The sequence below is a fragment of the Planktosalinus lacus genome, from assembly GCF_014640155.1.
In the GTDB taxonomy this organism is placed as follows: domain Bacteria; phylum Bacteroidota; class Bacteroidia; order Flavobacteriales; family Flavobacteriaceae; genus Planktosalinus; species Planktosalinus lacus.
This window is the reverse complement of sequence record NZ_BMGK01000002.1, coordinates 262,585-282,994: the sequence shown is the minus strand read 5'-3', so window position 1 is coordinate 282,994 and position 20,410 is coordinate 262,585. Positions and strand designations below refer to the sequence as shown.

18 protein-coding genes are annotated in these 20,410 nt (G+C 37.0%); 10 read left to right on the top strand and 8 right to left on the bottom strand.

Going from position 1 to position 20,410, the window contains the following annotated elements:
• Window positions 1-13: 13 nt before the first annotated feature.
• From IEV69_RS03515 to IEV69_RS03490, 6 genes are all read left to right on the top strand, one after another.
• A complete protein-coding gene (locus IEV69_RS03515) occupies window positions 14-1,384 on the top strand; it encodes a T9SS type A sorting domain-containing protein (RefSeq protein ID WP_188439509.1) in 1,371 nt (456 codons plus the stop codon).
• Window positions 1,385-1,564: 180 nt separating this feature from the next.
• On the top strand, window positions 1,565-1,816 hold the full coding sequence (locus IEV69_RS03510) for a type B 50S ribosomal protein L31 (protein ID WP_188439507.1): 252 nt from the start codon (window positions 1,565-1,567) through the stop codon (window positions 1,814-1,816).
• 109 nt (window positions 1,817-1,925) lie between these two features.
• Window positions 1,926-3,101 carry a GlmU family protein gene (locus IEV69_RS03505; RefSeq protein WP_188439505.1) on the top strand — a complete coding sequence of 392 codons (1,176 nt, stop codon included), beginning with the start codon at window positions 1,926-1,928 and terminating at the stop codon, window positions 3,099-3,101.
• 74 nt (window positions 3,102-3,175) lie between these two features.
• Window positions 3,176-4,120: a GNAT family N-acetyltransferase gene (locus IEV69_RS03500; RefSeq protein WP_188439503.1), complete on the top strand. Its 945-nt coding sequence runs from the start codon at window positions 3,176-3,178 to the stop codon at window positions 4,118-4,120.
• A complete protein-coding gene (locus IEV69_RS03495) occupies window positions 4,117-5,265 on the top strand; it encodes a DegT/DnrJ/EryC1/StrS family aminotransferase (RefSeq protein ID WP_188439501.1) in 1,149 nt (382 codons plus the stop codon). Before IEV69_RS03500 ends, IEV69_RS03495 begins: the two co-directional genes overlap by 4 nt.
• Window positions 5,266-5,451: 186 nt before the next feature.
• Complete coding sequence (locus IEV69_RS03490) at window positions 5,452-6,939, top strand: oligosaccharide flippase family protein (RefSeq protein ID WP_188439499.1); 1,488 nt, start codon at window positions 5,452-5,454, stop codon at window positions 6,937-6,939.
• Here the strand turns inward: IEV69_RS03490 and IEV69_RS03485 are convergent.
• Entirely contained in the window at window positions 6,936-7,856 is a 921-nt protein-coding gene (locus IEV69_RS03485; protein ID WP_188439497.1) for a sulfotransferase domain-containing protein, read from the bottom strand. The two genes, IEV69_RS03490 and IEV69_RS03485, sit on opposite strands and share 4 nt — an antisense overlap.
• A 129-nt stretch (window positions 7,857-7,985) precedes the next feature.
• On the opposite strand from IEV69_RS03485, the gene IEV69_RS03480 reads away from it, so the two are divergent.
• Entirely contained in the window at window positions 7,986-8,747 is a 762-nt protein-coding gene (locus tag IEV69_RS03480; RefSeq protein ID WP_188439496.1) for a T9SS type A sorting domain-containing protein, read from the top strand.
• Window position 8,748: 1 nt separating this feature from the next.
• Here IEV69_RS03480 and IEV69_RS03475 read toward each other — a convergent pair whose 3' ends face one another.
• Window positions 8,749-9,894 (bottom strand): glycosyltransferase, encoded by a 1,146-nt coding sequence (locus IEV69_RS03475; RefSeq protein ID WP_188439494.1) that lies wholly within the window; start codon window positions 9,892-9,894, stop codon window positions 8,749-8,751.
• Between the two features lie 38 nt (window positions 9,895-9,932).
• On the opposite strand from IEV69_RS03475, the gene IEV69_RS03470 reads away from it, so the two are divergent.
• Both IEV69_RS03470 and IEV69_RS03465 read left to right on the top strand, forming a co-directional pair.
• The gene (locus IEV69_RS03470; protein WP_188439492.1) at window positions 9,933-11,036 is read left to right on the top strand and encodes a glycosyltransferase; all 1,104 of its coding nucleotides are present in this window, start codon (window positions 9,933-9,935) and stop codon (window positions 11,034-11,036) included.
• Complete coding sequence (locus tag IEV69_RS03465; protein WP_188439490.1) at window positions 11,033-11,428, top strand: sugar 3,4-ketoisomerase; 396 nt, start codon at window positions 11,033-11,035, stop codon at window positions 11,426-11,428. Before IEV69_RS03470 ends, IEV69_RS03465 begins: the two co-directional genes overlap by 4 nt.
• Here the strand turns inward: IEV69_RS03465 and IEV69_RS03460 are convergent.
• From IEV69_RS03460 to IEV69_RS03435, 6 genes are all read right to left on the bottom strand, one after another.
• Window positions 11,416-12,354, bottom strand: a complete 939-nt coding sequence (locus tag IEV69_RS03460; protein ID WP_188439488.1) for a glycosyltransferase family 2 protein — start codon at window positions 12,352-12,354, stop codon at window positions 11,416-11,418. The genes IEV69_RS03465 and IEV69_RS03460 overlap by 13 nt on opposite strands.
• Window positions 12,355-12,375: 21 nt before the next feature.
• Entirely contained in the window at window positions 12,376-13,266 is an 891-nt protein-coding gene (locus tag IEV69_RS03455) for a glycosyltransferase family 2 protein (protein WP_188439486.1), read from the bottom strand.
• Between the two features lie 33 nt (window positions 13,267-13,299).
• The gene (locus IEV69_RS03450; RefSeq protein WP_229741301.1) at window positions 13,300-14,007 is read right to left on the bottom strand and encodes a methyltransferase domain-containing protein; all 708 of its coding nucleotides are present in this window, start codon (window positions 14,005-14,007) and stop codon (window positions 13,300-13,302) included.
• A gap of 27 nt (window positions 14,008-14,034) precedes the next feature.
• Window positions 14,035-14,718, bottom strand: coding sequence for a cell division ATP-binding protein FtsE (locus IEV69_RS03445; protein ID WP_188439482.1), 684 nt, complete (start codon window positions 14,716-14,718; stop codon window positions 14,035-14,037).
• 89 nt (window positions 14,719-14,807) lie between these two features.
• On the bottom strand, window positions 14,808-16,745 hold the full coding sequence (locus tag IEV69_RS03440; RefSeq protein ID WP_188439480.1) for a S8 family peptidase: 1,938 nt from the start codon (window positions 16,743-16,745) through the stop codon (window positions 14,808-14,810).
• Window positions 16,738-17,214 carry a hypothetical protein gene (locus IEV69_RS03435; protein WP_188439478.1) on the bottom strand — a complete coding sequence of 159 codons (477 nt, stop codon included), beginning with the start codon at window positions 17,212-17,214 and terminating at the stop codon, window positions 16,738-16,740. Before IEV69_RS03435 ends, IEV69_RS03440 begins: the two co-directional genes overlap by 8 nt.
• A gap of 164 nt (window positions 17,215-17,378) precedes the next feature.
• Between IEV69_RS03435 and IEV69_RS03430 the strand changes: the two genes are divergently transcribed.
• A complete protein-coding gene (locus tag IEV69_RS03430) occupies window positions 17,379-20,399 on the top strand; it encodes a tetratricopeptide repeat protein (RefSeq protein WP_188439476.1) in 3,021 nt (1,006 codons plus the stop codon).
• Window positions 20,400-20,410: the final 11 nt, after the last annotated feature.

Sequence of the window (20,410 nt, the reverse complement as noted above, 5' to 3'; positions counted from 1 at the left end):
AAATTTTATAATAATGAAAAAATTAATATTAATATTTTTTTTGTTGCCCTTTTATTGTTGGTCGCAACAGTTTGAAACACCTAGAGTAATATATGAAGGAAGTTATTTTAGATATGCAATTGCTGCTGATTTTGATTATGATGGTCATCTAGATGTAGCATTTGTAGATGATGAAATCCTTGCTTGGTGTAAAAATGTTAATGGTTTAGGTAATTTTAGTGAGCCTTTTATTGTCAGAGAGGATTCAAACATAGTATATCAGTTTTCTTCAGATGATATTGACAATGATGGCTTTATAGATATACTTGTAGCATATGGACAACATGATGAATTTGCATGGCATAAAAATGACGGTGCAGGAAATTTTGGCCCTGCACAGATTATATTTTCAGATTTAAATAGAGCTTCAAGTATTCAACTAATAGATATGGGGCAAGATGGCAGTAAAGACTTGCTCTTGGGCATTACCAACGGCAATGGGCTGTATTGGGCAGAAAATTTAAATAACCTCGGTACCTTGTGGGAGCTACATACCATAGACCCAAACATTAGTCAAGCACGTGTGCCCTCAATAGCTGATTTAGATCAAGACGGTGATATTGATTTCCTTGAGCCTTCAGGAGCCCTTGGGTTTGATTGGTTTGAAAATACAGATGGCAATGGCCTTAGTTGGACACGTCACCAGAATGATTTACAGGTAAGACAAGCTCATCAGTTGCTAGATATTGATGGTGATGGCTTCTTAGATATCATTACGGGTATTGACAGGTGGTTGTATTTGTATAAAAACCAAGGGAACCCTAATGATTTCAATATTGAAGTCATTCACGAGTCTGTTGATTTGGCACAATTTTATAAGGTGCATGTAGCAGATTTGAACAACGATGGTTATAATGACATTATCGCCGCTACCCACCACGCGGTAACTGGCGATAAATTGGTCTGGTTTGAAAACCTGGATGGTTTAGGTAATTTTGGGCCTCAACAAATCATAGATGATGACCGCTTAGCAATATGGTCAATAGAAACTGCAGATTTTGATTCAGACGGTGACCTGGATATTTTAATAACAGATTCAGGATTGGGTAGTACAGGTCCGGAAACCAGAAAATTGCTTTGGTACAGAAACAATGAAATTTTGAGTATTGATGATATAGAAACAAACCCATTTAAAATAAGTCCAAACCCTGTGCGTGAGGTGTTGAAAATTGAAAGTAGCATCCCCATCACCCAAGTTACTTTTTATAACATTCAAGGGCAAATTGTTTTAAAAAGTGACACAAACCAACAAGCAATAGATGTTTCTAGTTTTTCAAATGGGGTTTATTTTGCAGAAATCAAAGCTGGAGAGTTAAAATCTATTTTTAAAATTATAAAGGAGTAAGGTTCAAATCATTTTATACGATTGCCCTAATTTTTATTGTCGGGAATTGCATTTTTGATTTGAAGTTTAGTGGAGCTAAACAAAACACAGCCTAATTTTTTTAATAATAGTATTGCTCAATTGAAAATAATGCTTAAATTTGCATCCTCAAAATAGCGACGATTTTTAAAGCATAACAATATGAAACAAGGAATTCACCCGGAAAACTATAGATTAGTAGCATTCAAAGACATGTCAAATGACGATGTGTTTCTTTCTAAATCTACCGCAGTTACAAAGGAGACAATTGAAGTAGATGGAGCAGAATATCCATTGGTAAAACTGGAAATCTCCAGAACTTCTCACCCATACTATACCGGTAAATCTAAATTGGTAGATACCGCAGGGCGTATCGATAAGTTCAAGAACAAATACTCAAAATTCAAGAAATAATTATTTCGCATTATATTTTTTTAAAAGCCTTCGAGTCATCGAAGGCTTTTTTGTTTCCTATTTTACCATAATTTTCAATACTTTTACTGAACATTGAATCACAGCAACCATGAATTTTATATTATTTGACGGACCGGAGCGCAACAATTTATTGCCCTTTACCTATACGCGTCCGGTAGCAGAAATCAGAGTGGGAATTTTAAGCTTACGCGAAAAATGGGAAAAACACCTCAACGCTTCCACCACAACGGAAACACAAGACTATCTTTCTGAGAAATTTCCAATAACCACGCTCGATAAAAACATAAAAATCAATCCGGTTTATCTGCCCACAGAAAACCTGGCCGGTATTGTAAAAAACCTTCAGGAAAACCAGGCATTGTTTGATGATGACCGTCCCATTGCATACTTTTTCATAGACAATCAGAAAGTGAATTTTGATGATTTTGAAGTCATTCAATACACCCACAATGATGTGCTGAAAATTTCCAACACCTGGGATATTTTCCGGTTAAACGGTGAAGCTATTCAACGCGACTTTGAATTGCTTACACAAGGACGAAAATCTCAACCCATACCAGACAGTGTTTTTTGCATCCATAAAGAAAACATTTTCCTCGAAGAAGGCGCCAAAGTAGAGCTGGCATCGCTCAACGCTAGTGCAGGTCCTATTTACATTGGTAAAGACGCTGAAGTCATGGAAGCCTGTGCCATTCGTGGTCCGTTTGCCTTGTGTGATCATTCCACCTTGAAAATGGGTGCAAAAATTTATGGTCCCACCACGGTGGGCCCTCATTGCAAGGTTGGCGGAGAAGTAAACAACTCAGTGTTTTTTGGATATTCCAATAAAGCCCATGATGGGTTTTTAGGAAACTCAGTGATAGGCGAGTGGTGCAACCTGGGTGCAGACACTAACAATTCCAATTTGAAAAATAATTATGCCGAAGTGCGCTTATGGAATTATGAAAGCGAGAATTTTGCCCGCACCGGGCTCCAGTTTTGCGGACTGATGATGGGCGATCACAGCAAATGTGGTATCAACACCATGTTTAATACCGGGACAGTAGTGGGTGTGAGCGCCAACATTTTTGGAAGCGGTTTTCCGCGTAATTTTATACCGAGTTTTAGCTGGGGCGGCGCTGCCGGAATGACAACTTTTAAAACCGATAAAGCCTTTGAAGTAGCCCGTGAAGTGATGAAAAGACGAGACCTGGAGTTTAATCAGGTCGAAGAAAAGATCTTGGAACATGTTTTTGAAATCACGGCTAAGTACAGACGAAGTTAATTTTTTTAAAACAGTTAAGGCGCAAAATCTTGCGCCTCGACACATGAAGAAAACCTTGTTTTTTCTCACAAATTATGGACTATAAAATAACCAGATACCAACCCAAATTCAAACAACAGTGGGACGACTTTGTGCGTACTTCCAAAAATGCCACCTTTTTATTTTATCGTGACTTTATGGAATATCACTCAGATCGGTTTGAAGATCATTCGTTGATGGTATTTAAGAAAGAAAAGATTCAAGCAATTTTACCGGGTCATGTTTTAGAAAATAGCTATTGCAGCCATTTAGGACTATCTTATGGCGGACTTATTTTTAAAGAAAACCTTGGTGTTGAAGATGTGAATAGTTCTTTTGAAGTTGTTAAACGCTATTTAAAGGAATTGGGGTATAATGAAATACTCATTAAAGTGATGCCTATCCCATACCAAATGGACTATAGTAGTGCTTTTGAATATGCGATTTTTTGTAATGATGCCCATTTGCAAAGACGCGAGTTAAATTATTTTATTGATCTCAAAAAGCCTTTACAAATTCACAAATCAAAGTTGAAATTTAAAAAGAAAGGATTGTGGGATGGATTAAAAATTGTAAAAACAACAGATACAAATCCATTTTGGAATGATTTATTGATCCCTGTTCTAAAAGAACAATATGGAAATGATCCGGTGCATACTGCTAGTGAAATTCAGCTTTTAATGCAACAATTTCCGGAAAACATTGTTCAGTACAATGTGTTGTTAGAGAATAAAATGATTGCCGGAATGACACTTTTTATTTCGGGTAAAATTGTAAAATCCCAATATGGTGTAGCAAATACTACCGGAAAAGAATACCGCGCTTTAGATTATTTATACATCAGTCTTCTGGATCATTTTAAAAAACAAGACTTTGCGTATTTTGATATGGGCACGACAAATACTGGTGATGGTAAAACCTTTAACAAGGGCTTGAGTAAATATAAAGAGGAGTTTGGTGCTAAACCCTACAACCAAGACCGATATATATTAAAATTATGAAAATCACATTTTTGGACCTTCATAAAATAAACACCCGCTTTGAAACCGAATTTCAGGGGGTATTTCAATCCTTTCTGGATTCCGGTTATTACATTTTAGGGAATTCAGTCACCGAATTTGAAAACGCTTTTGCAAACTATTGCGGTGTCAAACATTGCATTGGTGTGGGCAACGGACTCGATGCTTTGCGACTTATTCTGGAAGGCTATAAAATGCTGGGAAAACTAACTGAAGGTGATGAGGTCATCGTAGCAGCCAACACTTACATTGCCACCATTCTTGCCATCAAACAAGCCGGACTAACCCCTGTTCTGGTTGACGCAGAGGCCGAAACTTTTGGTTTTGATTGCTCTAAACTGGAACAAGCAATGTCCCCAAAAACCAAAGCCATCATGCCGGTACATCTGTATGGGCAAATTACCAATATGGACAAAGTAAACGCGTTCGCAATAGCGCATAATTTATTGGTGATTGAAGATGCAGCGCAGGCACACGGGGCAAAAATTCCAAATTCCAAATTCCAAAAAACAAATACCGGATATGATAAGTCTTCCCATTTTTTAAAAGCAGGAAATTTAGGGGATGCCGCGGGTTTTAGCTTTTACCCAACAAAAAACCTGGGAGCACTGGGTGACGGTGGTGCCGTGACCACCAATGATGAAGAGTTAGCCGAAGTCGTGAAAATGCTTCGGAATTATGGTGCAAAAACCAAATATGTCAACAATTTGGAAGGATTTAATTCGCGTTTGGATGAACTTCAGGCGGCATTACTTCTTGTCAAATTAAAGCAACTGGATTCAGATAACAACCGCCGTCGTGAAATTGCCAAGATGTATCTCACGCAACTTTCTAACAAAAAAATCATCTTACCTACAGTACCCGATGTTGATGCGCATGTATTTCATTTGTTTGTGGTGCGAACAGACAGCAGGGATGAGTTTCAACAATACCTCACTAAAAGCGGTGTGGGTTCATTGATTCACTATCCCATTCCACCGCACAGACAAAAAGCCTTTAGTGAATGGAACCAATTGAGTTTCCCGGTCACAGATAGAATACACAACACGGTGTTGAGCATTCCCATTAGCCCGGTGATGACAAATGAAGAGGTACAACGAGTTATTGAAGTAGTTGATAGTTATTAGTCTTTGAGTTTGTGAGTTGAGATTATAGACAATTAATTATGACTTTGCGACTCTGCATCCCTTTGCGAGAAAATAAAGTAGTTAATAGTTAATAGAGGTTAGATGTGAGTGGTAAGTATTTAAGGGGTTGCATTTTTTTAAAAATAGAAACAATAATTAACGAGATACCCGCCTTCGCGGGCAATTATGAATAAAGACCGCAGTGCATACCGTCAGGTTTTTAAAGCCACATCGCTTTTTGGTGGGGTGCAGGTGTTTCAGATTTTGATTGCTGCCATTCGTTCCAAGGTCATAGCAGTGTTACTGGGACCTTATGGAATGGGGATTTCGGGCTTGTTAAATACTTCGTTAAATGTAATCAGTCAACTCACCGGTGCAGGACTGGATCGCAGTGCTGTTAAAGATGTTTCTGCTGCTTTCGGAATTCACAATGAAGAACGAATTGCAGAAGTGCTGGGAGTGTTACGCCGTTTGGTGTGGTTTACAGGATTTTTAGGAGCTATTTTAACGCTGATACTTTCCCCATGGTTAAGTGTTTGGGCATTTGATACAGATGAGTTTACACTGGCTTTTGCCTGGATAGCAGCAGCTATTTTAATCAAGCAATTAGCTTATGGAAATTTAGTAGTGCTACAGGCATTGAGAAAATTAAAATCGCTTGCAAAAGCAAATCTGATGGGGAGTGCAGTGGGTTTGGTGATTGTAATTCCGTTGTACTATATTTTCAGAATTGATGCCATTGCACCGGCTATTTTCATTTCGTTCTTAATGACTTTTTTGTTTAGCCGCTATTATGCAAACCAAGTAGCACTACAGCCAAAAAAAGTGACGACCTCCCAAGCTTTTTCAAAGGGAAAAGATATGATTCAACTGGGAGTTGTGATGAGTGTGAGCAGTTTGCTGGTTGCACTGGGATTGTTTTTAACCCAACTTTTTGTGAGTAACGTGGGCGGCGTGTATGAAGTGGGATTTTACAACGCAGGGATTGTAATCATAAATTCATATGTGGGAATGATATTCAATGCTATGTCCACCGATTATTACCCGCGTCTGGCGGCTATAGCTAATGATATCGTTAAAATAAGAGAGACGGTTTTACACCAGGCTTATATTGCGGTTTTATTGATTACGCCCATTATTATACTCTTTATCATTTTTGCAGAAATTGTGGTGTTACTCCTTTATTCTAAAGAATTTTTACCGGTGGTAGGTTTTTTATTGTGGGCCATTTTAGGAACTATATTTAAAGCCGTTTCGTTTTCAATGGGGTATATATTTATCGCCAAAGGTGATTCAAAAATATTTATTAAAAATGCGGTGGTGTTCAATTCACTACTTTTAGGATTCAATATAGCAGGGTACTATTACGGTGGATTGGTAGGATTAGGAATTAGCTTTTTAGTGTATTACATCGTGCATTTAATACTTGTGGGTATCATCACAAAAGTGGCCTATAATTTTTATTTTCCGAAGTCGTTTTATGGAATCTTTTTAGTATGTCTTGTGTTCTGTTTGCTGGCTTTTTCCTTAACTTTTGTTGACAATTCAGTTTATAAAGTGATAGGTTTTGTAGTTATAGTATTAATCTCGGGAGGTTTTTCATTGTTTCTTTTGAATCAAAAAATGGACTTAATGGAGATTATAAAAAACTTTATCAACAAGAAACGTGACTAATTGAAGTCTTCCCAATCTTCAAATGTTTTTCCGGTAATATTTTTTAATAAAACAACATCTTCTTCATATAAGCTCTTTAGCCAAAGCCTGTCTTCACTTGATAGCTGCGGGTATTCCTGGTTTGTTGAAGTGAGGCTAAAAACAGATTGATGTATTTTGTTTTTTAGCGGACTTCGATATTTTAAAGGAATAAGTGATTTGATGGTTTTTTTTAATAAGGTATCTCCAAACAAGATTTTTTTTGTTGTTTTATAAACTTTTGGAAATTTTAAAAGTGTGGTTTTATTCTTTAGGGTGTCAGGTAAAGAATCTAGGTTTTCCAGGTTTAAAAAGTTAAAACAACTATTGAGTGTTTCCAGTTTATTAGATTTTAAAGACTCGGTGGTTATAATGTGAATGTTTTCCTTTCCATAGGTTTCCTGAAATTTTTGAATCCATTTTCCATACAGTCCAAATTGAAAATAGGTTTTGAAATTTCCTTCGGGTAAACGGTTTTTTTCGGCGGGAGCCACATCATAGTCACTTAAAACAGCCTCTTTAAAACTTAATTCTTCACTGCCCATTCCTTTTAACCACCAATAATGGGAATAAATTCTGTCAATTGGGTTTCTCAAGAGAAAAATAAATTTTGGGGACTTTGTATAAAATGGTTCCATGCGTACTTTGAACTCCGGAAAAGCGATATAACACGTGCTGGATTCCCCAAAGTATTTACAGTTTTTATCCTCAAAAAGAGTTTCATACCTGCTTAAAAGAATATCTTTCACCTCGTCATAATTACTGCGGGTCCAGTAGTGTGGTTCTTTGATGTTAGACATACAAATTTCCGGATGGGTGTTGAGTAATTCATGTAAGGTAGAAGTGCCTGATTTTCCGGCACCGGGGATGTAGAGATTGGGTAATTTATATGGGTGCATCCTATTTTTACTTTAAAAATCAAAGATATTCTTTTTCAATATACTTTTGGTTAACAACAGGTGCCTGTAAATAATGATACTTTATTTTATTAAATATAAGTATTACTTTTACTTAATAAACAATTGGAAATGAAAAAAAGTATTCTTGTTATTTTAATCGCTTTTTTAGCTTTAGAATCAAAAGGTCAAGATGTAAATGTTTTGAATCGTGACTGGCATATCCATGAGCTTTTTCTTGATGGGGTACTTATCGATATACCGGGCTTACCAAATGACCCTCCAATTAATTGTATTCTTGGACTTCATATTGAGTTCTTTGATGGTAATTATTTTATGGATCTTGGGGTTTGTTCTATGTTTGGAGCAAATCTGGATAATTTTGATTTGGCTACTTTTACAGTTGCTGGTTTTGGAGGCCTCACAGGAGAAGGGCCCTGCTTTTATGGAAGCACTTCACTTGGTTGTACACCAATTACCGGCAATGGAGAACTAGCCGACTTTGAAAATTTTCATCATGATTTTTATGAGGATTTTCAATCTACTTTTACCTATTCCATAGTGCCACCTGGTACTTTAGATTATGAAACACTTCATATTCAAAAACCAAATGGTGATTATGCAATATATGGAGAGGTGCCACCCCTTTCTGTGGCCTCAAACATTTTAAATACTTTTTCTATTTATCCAAATCCGGCTTCAGAGGTTTTATATTTAAAAGGAACCATTCAGAAAATAAAAGCTATTGCCATATATAACCTTTCTGGCCAAAAAATAAATACTTCTATGATAGACGGTGAAATTGATGTGTCAGAAATAAAGACGGGATTGTATTTTATAGAAATTACTTCAGAATCTGGCGCAAAACAAGTTCAAAAATTTATCAAAAATTAATTTAATCAACTTTTTTCCAGCTTTCTAAATAGCGTTCAGCTACTTTAATATAATGATGCTCCCGTTCAATAAATGCACGGGCATTATGGCCAATTTTTTCTATCTCCCCGGGGTTTTCTATCAGCCAACTTAGTTTTTTCACGATAGCATCCACATTGGGCAAGGCGTTGATACAGACTTCGTCCTCCTTTAACTTGTAGTGTTCCAAAAATTCTTTTTCTGCTCCGGTAAAAACCACTTTCCCTTTGGCCATAGCCTCCAGGGCATTGTAGCCTTGGTCGTAAGCATACACCTGGTCCAGCAGGATGTGGGCTTGGTCAAAAAGGGTGATGTATTTATTGTAGGGAATGTTTTCCACAATAGTAATTTCCAGGGTGTCGGGATACTTGGTTTTTAAAATCTCAAGTGCTTTTTCAAAAAAAGGAATCCCTTTTTTTACATAAGTGCCGCGGTTAATACCCAAAAACACCTTGATATTATTTTCAGGTTTAAGCTGTAGTTGTTGAATGCTTTCACAATCAACCGGGTTGGGGATCAATCCCAAAAAAAGAGGGTGCCCTTTTAAAGGAAGCACATAATCAAAATCTGTTGCAATAACCCCCTTGCAGTGCTCATAAACCAATTGATGTGTTTTTTTATGGGCTTCTGTGGTGTATTCAAAAATATACTGGAATTCGTTTTTTACCTGAGGGTTTTCAAAATAGGGGTTCATAAGGGAATATTTAAAACCCTTGTTGAGCATAAACTGAACACTTAAATAATCAATTCCGCAGGAAAGCAAGAATGATTTAGTATTGTTTTTAAACACTTTTTTAAGTAAATACCGTTCAAAAGCAGGAGTGGTTTTGATAGGTTTTTCGTTGATTAACTGAACAATGTCAAAGCCACGCAACTGATTTTTATAAAAGTAAAACCGAAGACCTCTTTCAAGGAGAGCAATATCAAATTTGAACATTTTAAAAATAAGCTTGCGGAAGGGCTTTATAAAATAAGAATCGCTGCTCTTGGGTCTGATAGAAAGATCAACCGGAAAGTTTTTAAACCCATCACCATCTCCCACAAGAATTACTTGATGTCCCAATGCTTCCAAACCCTTTTTGAAGGTGTTGTGCAAGTGACTGTATTCACCAAGCAATAAAATCTTCATAGATTGGTTATATTTGCCGTGAAGTTAATTATTCTTCTATGATAAAACAACCCCGTTTTAAAATTGCTTTAGTGGGTGACAAACTCAGTGGAGGCGGTGCTGAACGGGTTCAGGCACAATTGTCTTTTTATTTTGAATCCAAAAATATTGAGGTACATCACATCATAGTACAAGATGTGGTTACTTATGATTATGCCGGAACACTCTTCAATATGGGAACCTTAAAGGATACTAAAAACGGCATTTCAAATAAATGGTTTCGATTCAAAGCGTTGAAAAAATATTTAACCGAAAATCAGTTTGACTTTATCATTGATTTCAGGGTAAAAAACAATTTTTTTCAGGAATTTTACATTGCTAATTTTCTGTATCAATCGCCTTTTGTAATGACGATACGGAGTTTTGATACCCGCTTTTATTTTCCTAAACAATTATTTTTAGCCAAACGTATTTATCAAAAAGCCTATGGCATCGTTACCGTTTCTCAACAACTGCGTGATAAAATTGTTGCTGATTATGGTTATAAGAATGTTCAGGCAATCTATAATCCTGTAAATGTTGAACAAATTGAAGCACAATCAAAAGCTTTTGTTCCTTTTGACTTTCCCTATATTTTTGGAATCGGAAGAATGCACGAAATCAAGCAGTTTGATCATTTAATTCACGCGTTTGACCGTTCTTCAGCAAAAGAACGTGGATTCAAATTGGTGTTGATGGGTGATGGTGAACTAAAAAGTCACTTGCAAGATTTGGTTCAAAGAAAAAATATGGAAGAAAATGTTGTTTTTTTGGACTATCAGGCCAATCCTTTTCCTTATTTTAGAGGGGCTCATATAACGGCTTTAACAAGCAAAAATGAGGGCTTCCCAAATGTTTTGATTGAAAGTCTTGCCTGCGAAACCCCTGTGGTTGCCTATGATTGTGAATCGGGTCCGGCTGAAATTATTATTCAAAACGAAAATGGAATCCTGGTTGAAAACCAAAATCTCGATGAAATGACTCAAGCAATCGAAACGATGCTAACTGATGAAGCCTTTTATAAACATTGTAAATCAAAGACTTTAGAAAGTATAAAAAGATTTGATTTTGAAACCATTGGAGCTCAGTGGCTTGATTTTCTAAAAATACCTGTTAACAAATGAACTTTGAACTAATACAATTGCCAAAAATTGAAGATGTGAGAGGGAATATTTCTGTCATCGAAAAAAATGTTCTTCCTTACCCAATAAAACGCGTCTACTACCTTTATGATGTGCCCAGCAGTGCCCAGCGAGGCGGTCATGCCCACAAGGAGCAGTTGGAGTTTTTAATTCCAATATCCGGTAGTTTTGATGTGGTTTTAAAAGATGGAAAAAAAGAACATACCATAACATTGAACAAACCCGACAAAGGACTTTTAATTAAAACCAATGTGTGGCGTGAACTGGAAAATTTTTCATCGGGAGCGGTATGCCTGGTGATCGCCTCGGGTGAATATGATGAGGAGGATTACATCAGGGATTTCAATGATTTTCTAACCCATCAATCTGAATAACTGTTTAGGTTGATTCCTTTTTTTAGCAATAGCTGCTTGCTCTTGCCAATCCATTTTAAAACAAATACCGGTAAATGCAACAATATTTTTTGCTTAATATTTAAATTGGATGGGTCAATTTTTGAAATCAAGCTTTTGTATTGATTGGTGTCTCCGGCGAGTTTAAATAGCTTGGCTTTAATGTACCTCTGGAAATCCAGGTATTTTTTGATGTCTTTTCGATCTTTAAATTTTTCTTCATAAAAATCATAATCAGGAATTTTTTTTCCCAGCAGTCCTTTTTGAGTGATTTGATTTTCAGAAACCATTAAATAAGTGACCAAGGCTTTATTAAAATAAGCCAGTTTAAAACGGGCAAATGCCCTGATATTAAAATCGATATCTTCACTGTAGTTTACAGTTTCATTGTAATGTCCCACTGTTTCAAAAACGTCTTTTCTCACACACAAACAGGAAGGATAGAAAATTGATTGATTAAGATTTGTTTTAAAAAAATTTGAAACGATGCCATGGGTAGTAAAGTTTTCAAAATCGAAATGAAACTCTGTAGTGTTGTTTTGATCTAATTTCAGTTCATACTTGGTCGCAAAAAGAGAAGCTTCCGGATAATTTTCAATTAGAAAATTGATAGATTTCAAAAAGTCAGGTTTCCAAAGGTCGTCAGCATCTAAAAACGCAACATAATTGGCCCGGGCATTTTTGATGCCGGTATTTCTTGAAGCAGACAAGCCACTGTTGTTGGTGTGCCGGAGGAGTCTTATTCTGGAATCTTCAAATGTGTTTACGACTTGTTCACTTCCATCGGTTGAGCAATCGTTGATGACAAGCACTTCAAAGTCTGTAAAACTTTGGGCCAAAACAGAGTTCAATGTTTGAGCGATAAAGTTTTCTTTGTTATAAAGTGGTATGACGACTGAAAATTTCAAATATTTTTACAGAGGTTTAATTTATGCTTTAGTATGATGCAATTTTGTGAAAAAATACAACCGATACAAATCAAATAAAAACAACGAAGGATTACTGCTTTGCAGGTTTTTAAAAATAGACTTTTCAAATAGCTGCATCGATTTCATAAAAAAAGAATCCAATTTATTTCTTTCCAATGAACGATAGGCTTTTTGAATAGGTCTGTAATCGTTGGTTATTTTAGTTTCTTTTTCAAACCGATAGAGCGATTGCAATCCCTTTTTACTTTTTTCAATGAATTGAGCACTGCTTTCAAGACCCAGATGAACGATGGGGTTGTCAATATGCTGTACCGTGGTTTTCATTTTTTCTAGGTTTTGAGCAAACAATACATCGACTCCATAGACATTGTCATGAAAATCATTGGCTTGTAAAAACACCTTCTTTTGAATTAAAAAACACTGAGAGATGATGGAAAGATGTGGCATTTTTTTTCTTTCGGCAACCGGTTTTGCTTCACGTGCTTTACCATATTTCCATCGTAAGACTTTCTCTTTTTCTGGTTTTTGTTCTTCATAAGAAATACCACCAAAAACTACATCGCTTATTTGATTTTCAACATCAAATTTCTTAATAAAATCGTTGTTTTTTGGAAGCACATCAGCGTCCATAAACAGGAGCCATTGATTGTTGGCTTTTTCAGCAAGCGCCTGTCTGGTTGCGGTGCGGCCTTGGTTTTCAGCGTTTTCAATTAAAAAGCAGTTTTCAAATGACGAAATCTCTTTGTTTTTGATTTTGATTTCCTGGTTTGTAGATGCATCATCCAACACTAAAATTTCAAAAGCAACTTTAGACTGTTCCAACTGCTCCACAAGCCTGGTGACAAGAGTAGTGATGTCATAATTGTATGTTGGAATCAATATGGATATCATCGCGTCGCTTTTAGCTAAATTAGTTTAAATACTTTACTTACAGGCGGTTAAAACGGTTTCGCTTTTAAATCCGTTAAAAGGGTTTTGTGTTGCTTCAAATGTATTTATTTTCACTTTAAAACCTGCTTGTTCTAAGCGGTGCTTCAATCCCTCAACTGAATAGATTCTAACGTGATCTTCCTGTCCAAAAGCCTTCAGTCTCGCTTCAGCTGAAGTGATTGTGGCATCCTCATATATATCACCCTCTTTAAAAGGTGTCTGTATATAACAAATACCATTGGGTTTCAAAACGCGATACAACTCAGCCATCGCTTTTGTATCTTCAGGGATGTGCTCTAAAATATGATAGCATAAAATCAAATCAAAAAAATCATCTTGATGGGGAATCCTTGTGATGTCATATTTGTATTGAGCCAAAAATTGGTTTTCAAAATCGGTGGGATAATAATTGCTTTTCACCTTTTTTTTCAAAAGCTCATAAAAGCCGCGGGGAGGGGAGAAGTCAAGTATCTTTCCCTCAATCAAATTGTTCTCCTTGAGTAGTTGCAAAAGGCGCCTGGTTCTGCTTCTGCTACCACACGCCGGACATAATAAGTCGCCGTTTTCAAGCTGTATAAAAGTGTTTAATTTGGTTTCACAAATAGTACATTGGTAATGGTCACCTTTGTAGTGAAATCGCAATAGCTTTCTTAAAAATGGCTCAAACCGAAAAAGAAGTTTCTTGGGGAGCAATTTTTTCACACTATTTTTTAAAGTAGTATACATGGCTTAAACCGTTTTCTGTACCACTTCAAAAATCTGGTTTTCGTCACATTTGAGTGTTTTAGACGGATACTTAAGCAACAAAGCATAATCGTGTGTAGCCATCAGTATGGTGTTGCCGTTTTTGTTGATATCCTGCAAGACTTCCATCACTTCAACAGAAGTTTGAGGGTCGAGGTTACCGGTGGGCTCGTCAGCCAGGATGAGTTCGGGGTCGTTAAGCAAAGCTCTTGCAATGGCCACTCGCTGTTGCTCACCCCCCGATAGTTGATAGGGATATTTAAATCCCTTGGTTTTCATACCCACTTTTCCCAGCACTTCGTCAATTTTTGTTTCCATACTTTTTTTGTCTTTCCAGCCGGTGGCCTTGAGGACAAAGAGCAGGTTGTCATTGACAGTTCTGTCATTTAAAAGTTTGAAATCCTGAAAAACAACACCCAGTTTACGTCTTAAGAACGGAATGTCTTTTTCTTTGAGTGTTCGCAAATCAAAATCTACTATCTCTCCATCACCCTCCTGTAAAGGAAGATCTCCATACAAGGTTTTCATAAAGCTACTTTTCCCGGTTCCGGTTTTTCCAATCAGGTAGACAAATTCTCCTTTGTTGATAGACACATTGACCTCAGAAAGTATGAGACTTTCCCTTTGAAAAATGGAAGCGTTTTTTAAAAATAAAACAGGTTTTGACATAGTGATTGATTGCTTTGCAGCGAAATTACAAGTTATTTTTTTTATGCTAACGAAAAATAAAACAAAATAATACAATCCATAAAATGCTTTTATTGAATATTCACTTTGAGTTTCTTTTGAATTCTGTATAAATCAGAAGTGATTGTAATCGTTATCATTTCGTTTTTAATAGTCTCTAAAGGAATTGATGCGTTTTCCTCTTTAGAAAAACTCTTTCTAAACACCTCTTTATCAGTCTTGATAACCACCAGATACTCAGTGTCGACTCCTCCTTCCATGAGTTCTATGAATATGCCTTCTATTTCTGGGGCTCTTTTAATTTCAAATGGTTTAGTAAACTTAGGATAATTGGAAATACTATCTTTTTCGACTTTAGGCCTCGATTTCACCGGAGCCGGAAAACACTCTTCCGTTGGTAAACCGGGGTCAATAGAAAGCTTTACAAAACCATTTTTGTCGGGAACTAGCCTGGTGCCCGGTTTAAGCATTATACGTTTTCGGGCTTTGAAATCGACAGTAGAAGAATCCCTGAACGTTTGATTTTGAATCTGAATTTGATAAGGAGAAGAAAACAACTCAAAGTTAAACCGATAAAAATCCCTGTTTGAAACAGTGACGATGCCTTTTTCCTGTTGCATTGCATCAGCCATTTTTACGGCTCTGTAAGCATCCACTCTTCCGGCTCCCAGCTTCATTTTGAAAGGCTCATTTCCCGGAAGGTTTTCTATGTCTTCTGATGTAAGTTTTAAAATACTCTCTACTTCAATACTCGCCAGGCAGTAATTGGCAGACCAAATCAAACCAATCACTCCGGTTACAACTGCCGCAGAAACTGAGGAAAGGCCGGTAAACTCTTCTTCCTCTCCACACATCGCCCTGCCAATAGAGAATGTTTCTGCAGGAGCCGCCAGGTCAACTGAAAGATTGTGCTGTGTGGCAAATTTTGAATTTATGGGTATAAATCCAGTTTCGGTTTTTCGTTGTCTTCTCACATGCCTGTCTTTGAGTTTGTAATGAATTTCTCCATACTGCTCGTCTTGAATAACACAATCTTCATAATGTCCACATGCTGCATAAACTGAAGTGACTGAAATTACATTTTTGTAGGAAGCGGGATAAGTGTAATTGGAAGCATAATCTTTTAAACTTGGGTTGCATTTTGAACCATTTCCTGCAGCAGCTACAATAAGAATGCCCTCTTCATAATATTCGTTGATGCGCTCCTGCACATTTTGATGATAGGATCCAAATCCACACAAAGACCAGCTGGCATTGACAACTTTTGCACCGGCTTCAATCAGCTCCTGAATATAGTCAAAACGGGCATAACCATTGGTAATCAAGTCGCAGTCTGAACATATGCCGGGAATACCAAAACTGTTGTCCATTTTAGCACCTATAACCCCTGCAATTCCGGTTCCATGGTAGCAAACAGTTCCTTTGGAATTATTAAAATATTTCAAATAGTTACTCACACGTCCAACAAGGTCTGTGTTTGTAGAATCAACCCTTCCGTCTGATATGCCTATTACAACTTTTTTGTCGCCGGTTGTGATTCCCCAGGCGCCCGGTGCATTGATTAAATCAAGCCCCGTTAAAGGATAGGGCCCACCGTGATTTTCCACAGGGCTAGTGGTCCCGTAATCATTGGGAAAATAGGCATTAGGAGGTGGAGGGTCAAAGGGTTCAATTTTTGTATACAATCCCGGATTTTCATTTTGTAATTTACCTAGCAAAGTATTACTAGTTGTACTGATACGGTAAATTTTTTTCAGGTGTTCTTTTTGAGTATTGGGGAATAAGGGTTGAAAAACCAATACATAGTTTTCTTTAAAAAGTCTGGTTTCACGATTATTCTGGGGGTTTTTAATTTCCAATACCCCGTTTTCCAATTTTTGAATACTCAGTGATTCAGGTTGGGTTAGGGTTACTAAATAATGAAAAACCTCTTTTTCATAGTGTGTTTCCTGAGCAAAAACTCCGTTTAAACTAAAAAGGAATAATAAAAAACAGACCAGTTTATTCATTTTCAAGTGCTTCAAGTCGCTTAGTGAGCGCTTCCAGTTGCTTTTGTTGTTCTATAGTGTGGAGGGTGAGTTCCTCAATCTTTTCAAGTAATAATAAATTGAGTTGCTTGAGCGAAAGGCCTTCAGAAGCAATTTCATCTGCAGAGGGCACTTTGGGCAAATGGTGATTTACCTTGACAAAGTGTTCAATTTCTTCAAGTGAAAGAAATTGGTAAGCGGGATTTAGTGTGGAATGACCCTTAAAATAGGTTTCAAAAACATAATCAGGTGCTACGGCTCCGTCCAAATCTACATTCACTTCCTGAGTATGTATGGTCCCTTTTACGGTGAGCATAGCGTCAGGACTTGTTGTGTTGATTCCAATAAAACCATTTTCAGCCTCTGTGAGGTTCTTAAAACTACCGGTTGACTGGCTAAACCCCATTGTAAAAAATAAGAGGACAAAGACAATGGATATAGTTGATTTCATAAGAATTTAATTTTTAAATGAATAGGTTAAGGCTATTGTAACGAATCTACAACCCAAACCACCAATTTACAAAATCAAACGCAACATTAACAAAATTCTCACGTTTTATTCAAGTAAAATAACTGAAGAATCCAATATATTTGATCAACAATAAATCAACAACCATGAATAGAATCCGCATTGCTTTTTTGAGCTGTTTTATGCTGTTTTCCACACTCATTTTTTCACAACAATCTGCTGTTTATACGAATGATTTTGCTACCTATCAGGAAGCCGTAACTAAGTATAACAATAAGCAATACAATGCTGCTCAAATGTTGTTTTTGGAGCTTGAAAAAAACTCATCAAATGAGAGCTTGAAAGCTGATTGTGCCTATTATGCCGCCAATGCTGCAATAAGGATGAATCAGCAAGGAGCCGAACAAATGATGGAAAACTTTGTGACGCAATACCCAGCCAGTACTAAAAGAAACAATGCTTTTCAAGAAGTGGGAACTTATTATTTTGAAATGGGACGCTACCCGCAGGCCATGAAATGGTTTGAAAAAGTGGATGAAAGAAATTTGGGTTACAGCCAGCGGGAAGAATTTTATTTCCAGATGGGGTATACTTATTTTCAAACCAAAAGAACCGCTGAAGCAAGAAAATATTTCAACCGGATTTCAACATCCAAAGAATTTGGCTCTCAGGCTAAATACTATCTTGGTTATATGGCTTATGAAGGAGATGAATATCAGGAAGCGAACCAGTATTTTGAAGGCATCGATGAAAACGATCGCCTTTCTGAAAACCTGTCTTACTATCAGGCCGATATGAATTTCAAGCTCGGCAATTTTGAAGAAGCCATTCGACTTGGAAAAGAACAGTTTGGAAAATCAAACGCCCGGGAACAATCACAACTTTCAAAAATAATTGGCGAGAGTTACTTCAACCTTGGCCAGTATGAAGCAGCCATTCCTTACTTAAGTGAGTACAAAGGCATGAGAGGCAGGTGGAATAATACTGATTATTATCAGTTAGGCTATGCTTTCTATAAGCAAAACGATTATGAAAAGGCCATTTCAGAATTCAATAAAATTATTAACGGTCGCAATGCTGTGGCACAAAATGCCTACTACCATTTGGGAGATTCCTACCTTAAACAAAACAAAAAACAACAGGCCCTCAATGCTTTTAAAAATGCATCAGAAATGGATTTTAGTGCACAGATTCAGGAAGATGCCTTTTACAATTATGCCAAATTGAGTTATGAAATAGGAAATGCTTATACTTCAGCACCACAAGTACTGACTGCCTTTTTGGAAAAATATCCGCAAACCAATAACAAAGAAGAAATACAGGATTTATTAATAGACTCTTACATTTCTTCCAAAAACTATAAGGCCGCTTTGGATTTACTTGAAAACAACAAGAGTTTTAGCAATAAGCTTGCCTTGCAAAAAGTAGCATTTTTCCGTGGGTTAGAACTCTTTGAGGAGGGCAACCATCAGGATGCCAAAGCACATTTTGAAAAATCATTAAAAGAACCCAGAGATGCTTCTTTTACAGCACGCGCAACTTTTTGGAAAGCCGAAAGTGATTTCCAGCTCAACAATTTTGAACAAGCATTGATTGGGTATAAACAATTTCAACAACTTCCTCAAAATACAACCACACCCGAATATAAAAACAGCAGTTATAATTTAGGGTATACTTATTTTAAAACCAAAAACTATGAACAGGCAATCACTGCTTTTCAACAGTTTTTAGGACAACCGGGAATTGATAACAACCGTCAGAAAGATGCCAATTTACGACTTGCAGACAGTTATTTTGTAAGCAGTCAGTACTGGCCGGCAATGGAAACCTACAACAAAGTCATAGCAGCAGGTGGTGCCAATGCTGATTATGCTGCTTTTCAAAAAGCCATTAGTTATGGCTTTGTGGACAGGGCCCAAACAAAACTTGAGGAATTATCCGGATTTGAAGATAGGTATCCCAACTCCATCTACCGCGATGAAGCACTCTATGAATTAGGGAATACCCACCTGGCACTCAACAATAATTCACAGGCCATCAAAGCCTATGACCAACTCGTATCAAGTCTTCCAATGAGTAGTTATGTGCCAAAAGCCTTGTTGAAAAAAGGGTTAATATTGAATAATTCTGAAAAATATGAAGAATCACTAACTGTATTTAAACGTGTAGCTTCAAAGTACCCATCCTCACCTGAGGCAATGCAGGCTGTTTCATCTGCCAAGTTGATTTATATCGACCTGGGGCGTGTAAATGAATATGCACAATGGGTACAAACCCTCGATTTTGTTGAAGTAGCCGATGCCGAAATAGATCAGGCCACCTTTGCAGCCGCTGAAGCAAAATACCTCCAAAACGAACCCCAAGCCCAAACATTGCTTGAAAACTACCTTCGGGATTTCCCTAACGGAATACACATTTTACCGGCCAACTTTTATTTAGCAGAACGTTATTTTTCAACAGATCAAAATGAAAAGGCCATTGAAAAATACAACTTTGTGGTTTCAAAAGAACGAAGTGAGTTTACAGAACAAGCCCTGGTGCGCGTCACTCAACTTTACCTTGAAAAAAATGATTTTTCAAGTGCAACACCTTTGTTAAAAAGACTCGAAGTTGAGGGAACCAAACCTCAAAATATCATATATGCTCAGTCAAACCTGATGAAAGCCTATTATGAAGCAAAAAATTATGCTGAAGCAGTAATTTTTGCAGAAAAAGTGCTCAATGACTCCAGTGCAGAAGCAAGGGCAAAAAATGATGCTCACAGTATTATTGCCCGTTCAGCAATGCAAACCGGCGATGAAAATAAAGCCAAAAACGCCTATGCAGAGGTCCAGAAAACAGCCACCGGATCTTTAGCCGCAGAAGCATTATACTATCAGGCGTATTTTGAAAATAAATCAGGTGCGTTTCAAGAATCCAATGCTACAGTTCAAAAACTGGCCAAAGACTTTTCAGTTTACAAAACCTGGGGTGGAAAAGGACTTGTGTTAATGGCAAAAAACTTTTATGCTTTAGAGGATGCCTTTCAGGCTACCTATATTCTGGAAAGTGTGCTAAAAAACTTTGCCGATTTCCCTGAAATAATAGAAGAAGCAACCCTCGAACTCAATAAAATTAAAGCTGAAGAAGCAAAAACAAATGCCTCTGTTGAAACCAATGACAATTAATAAAAAACCCT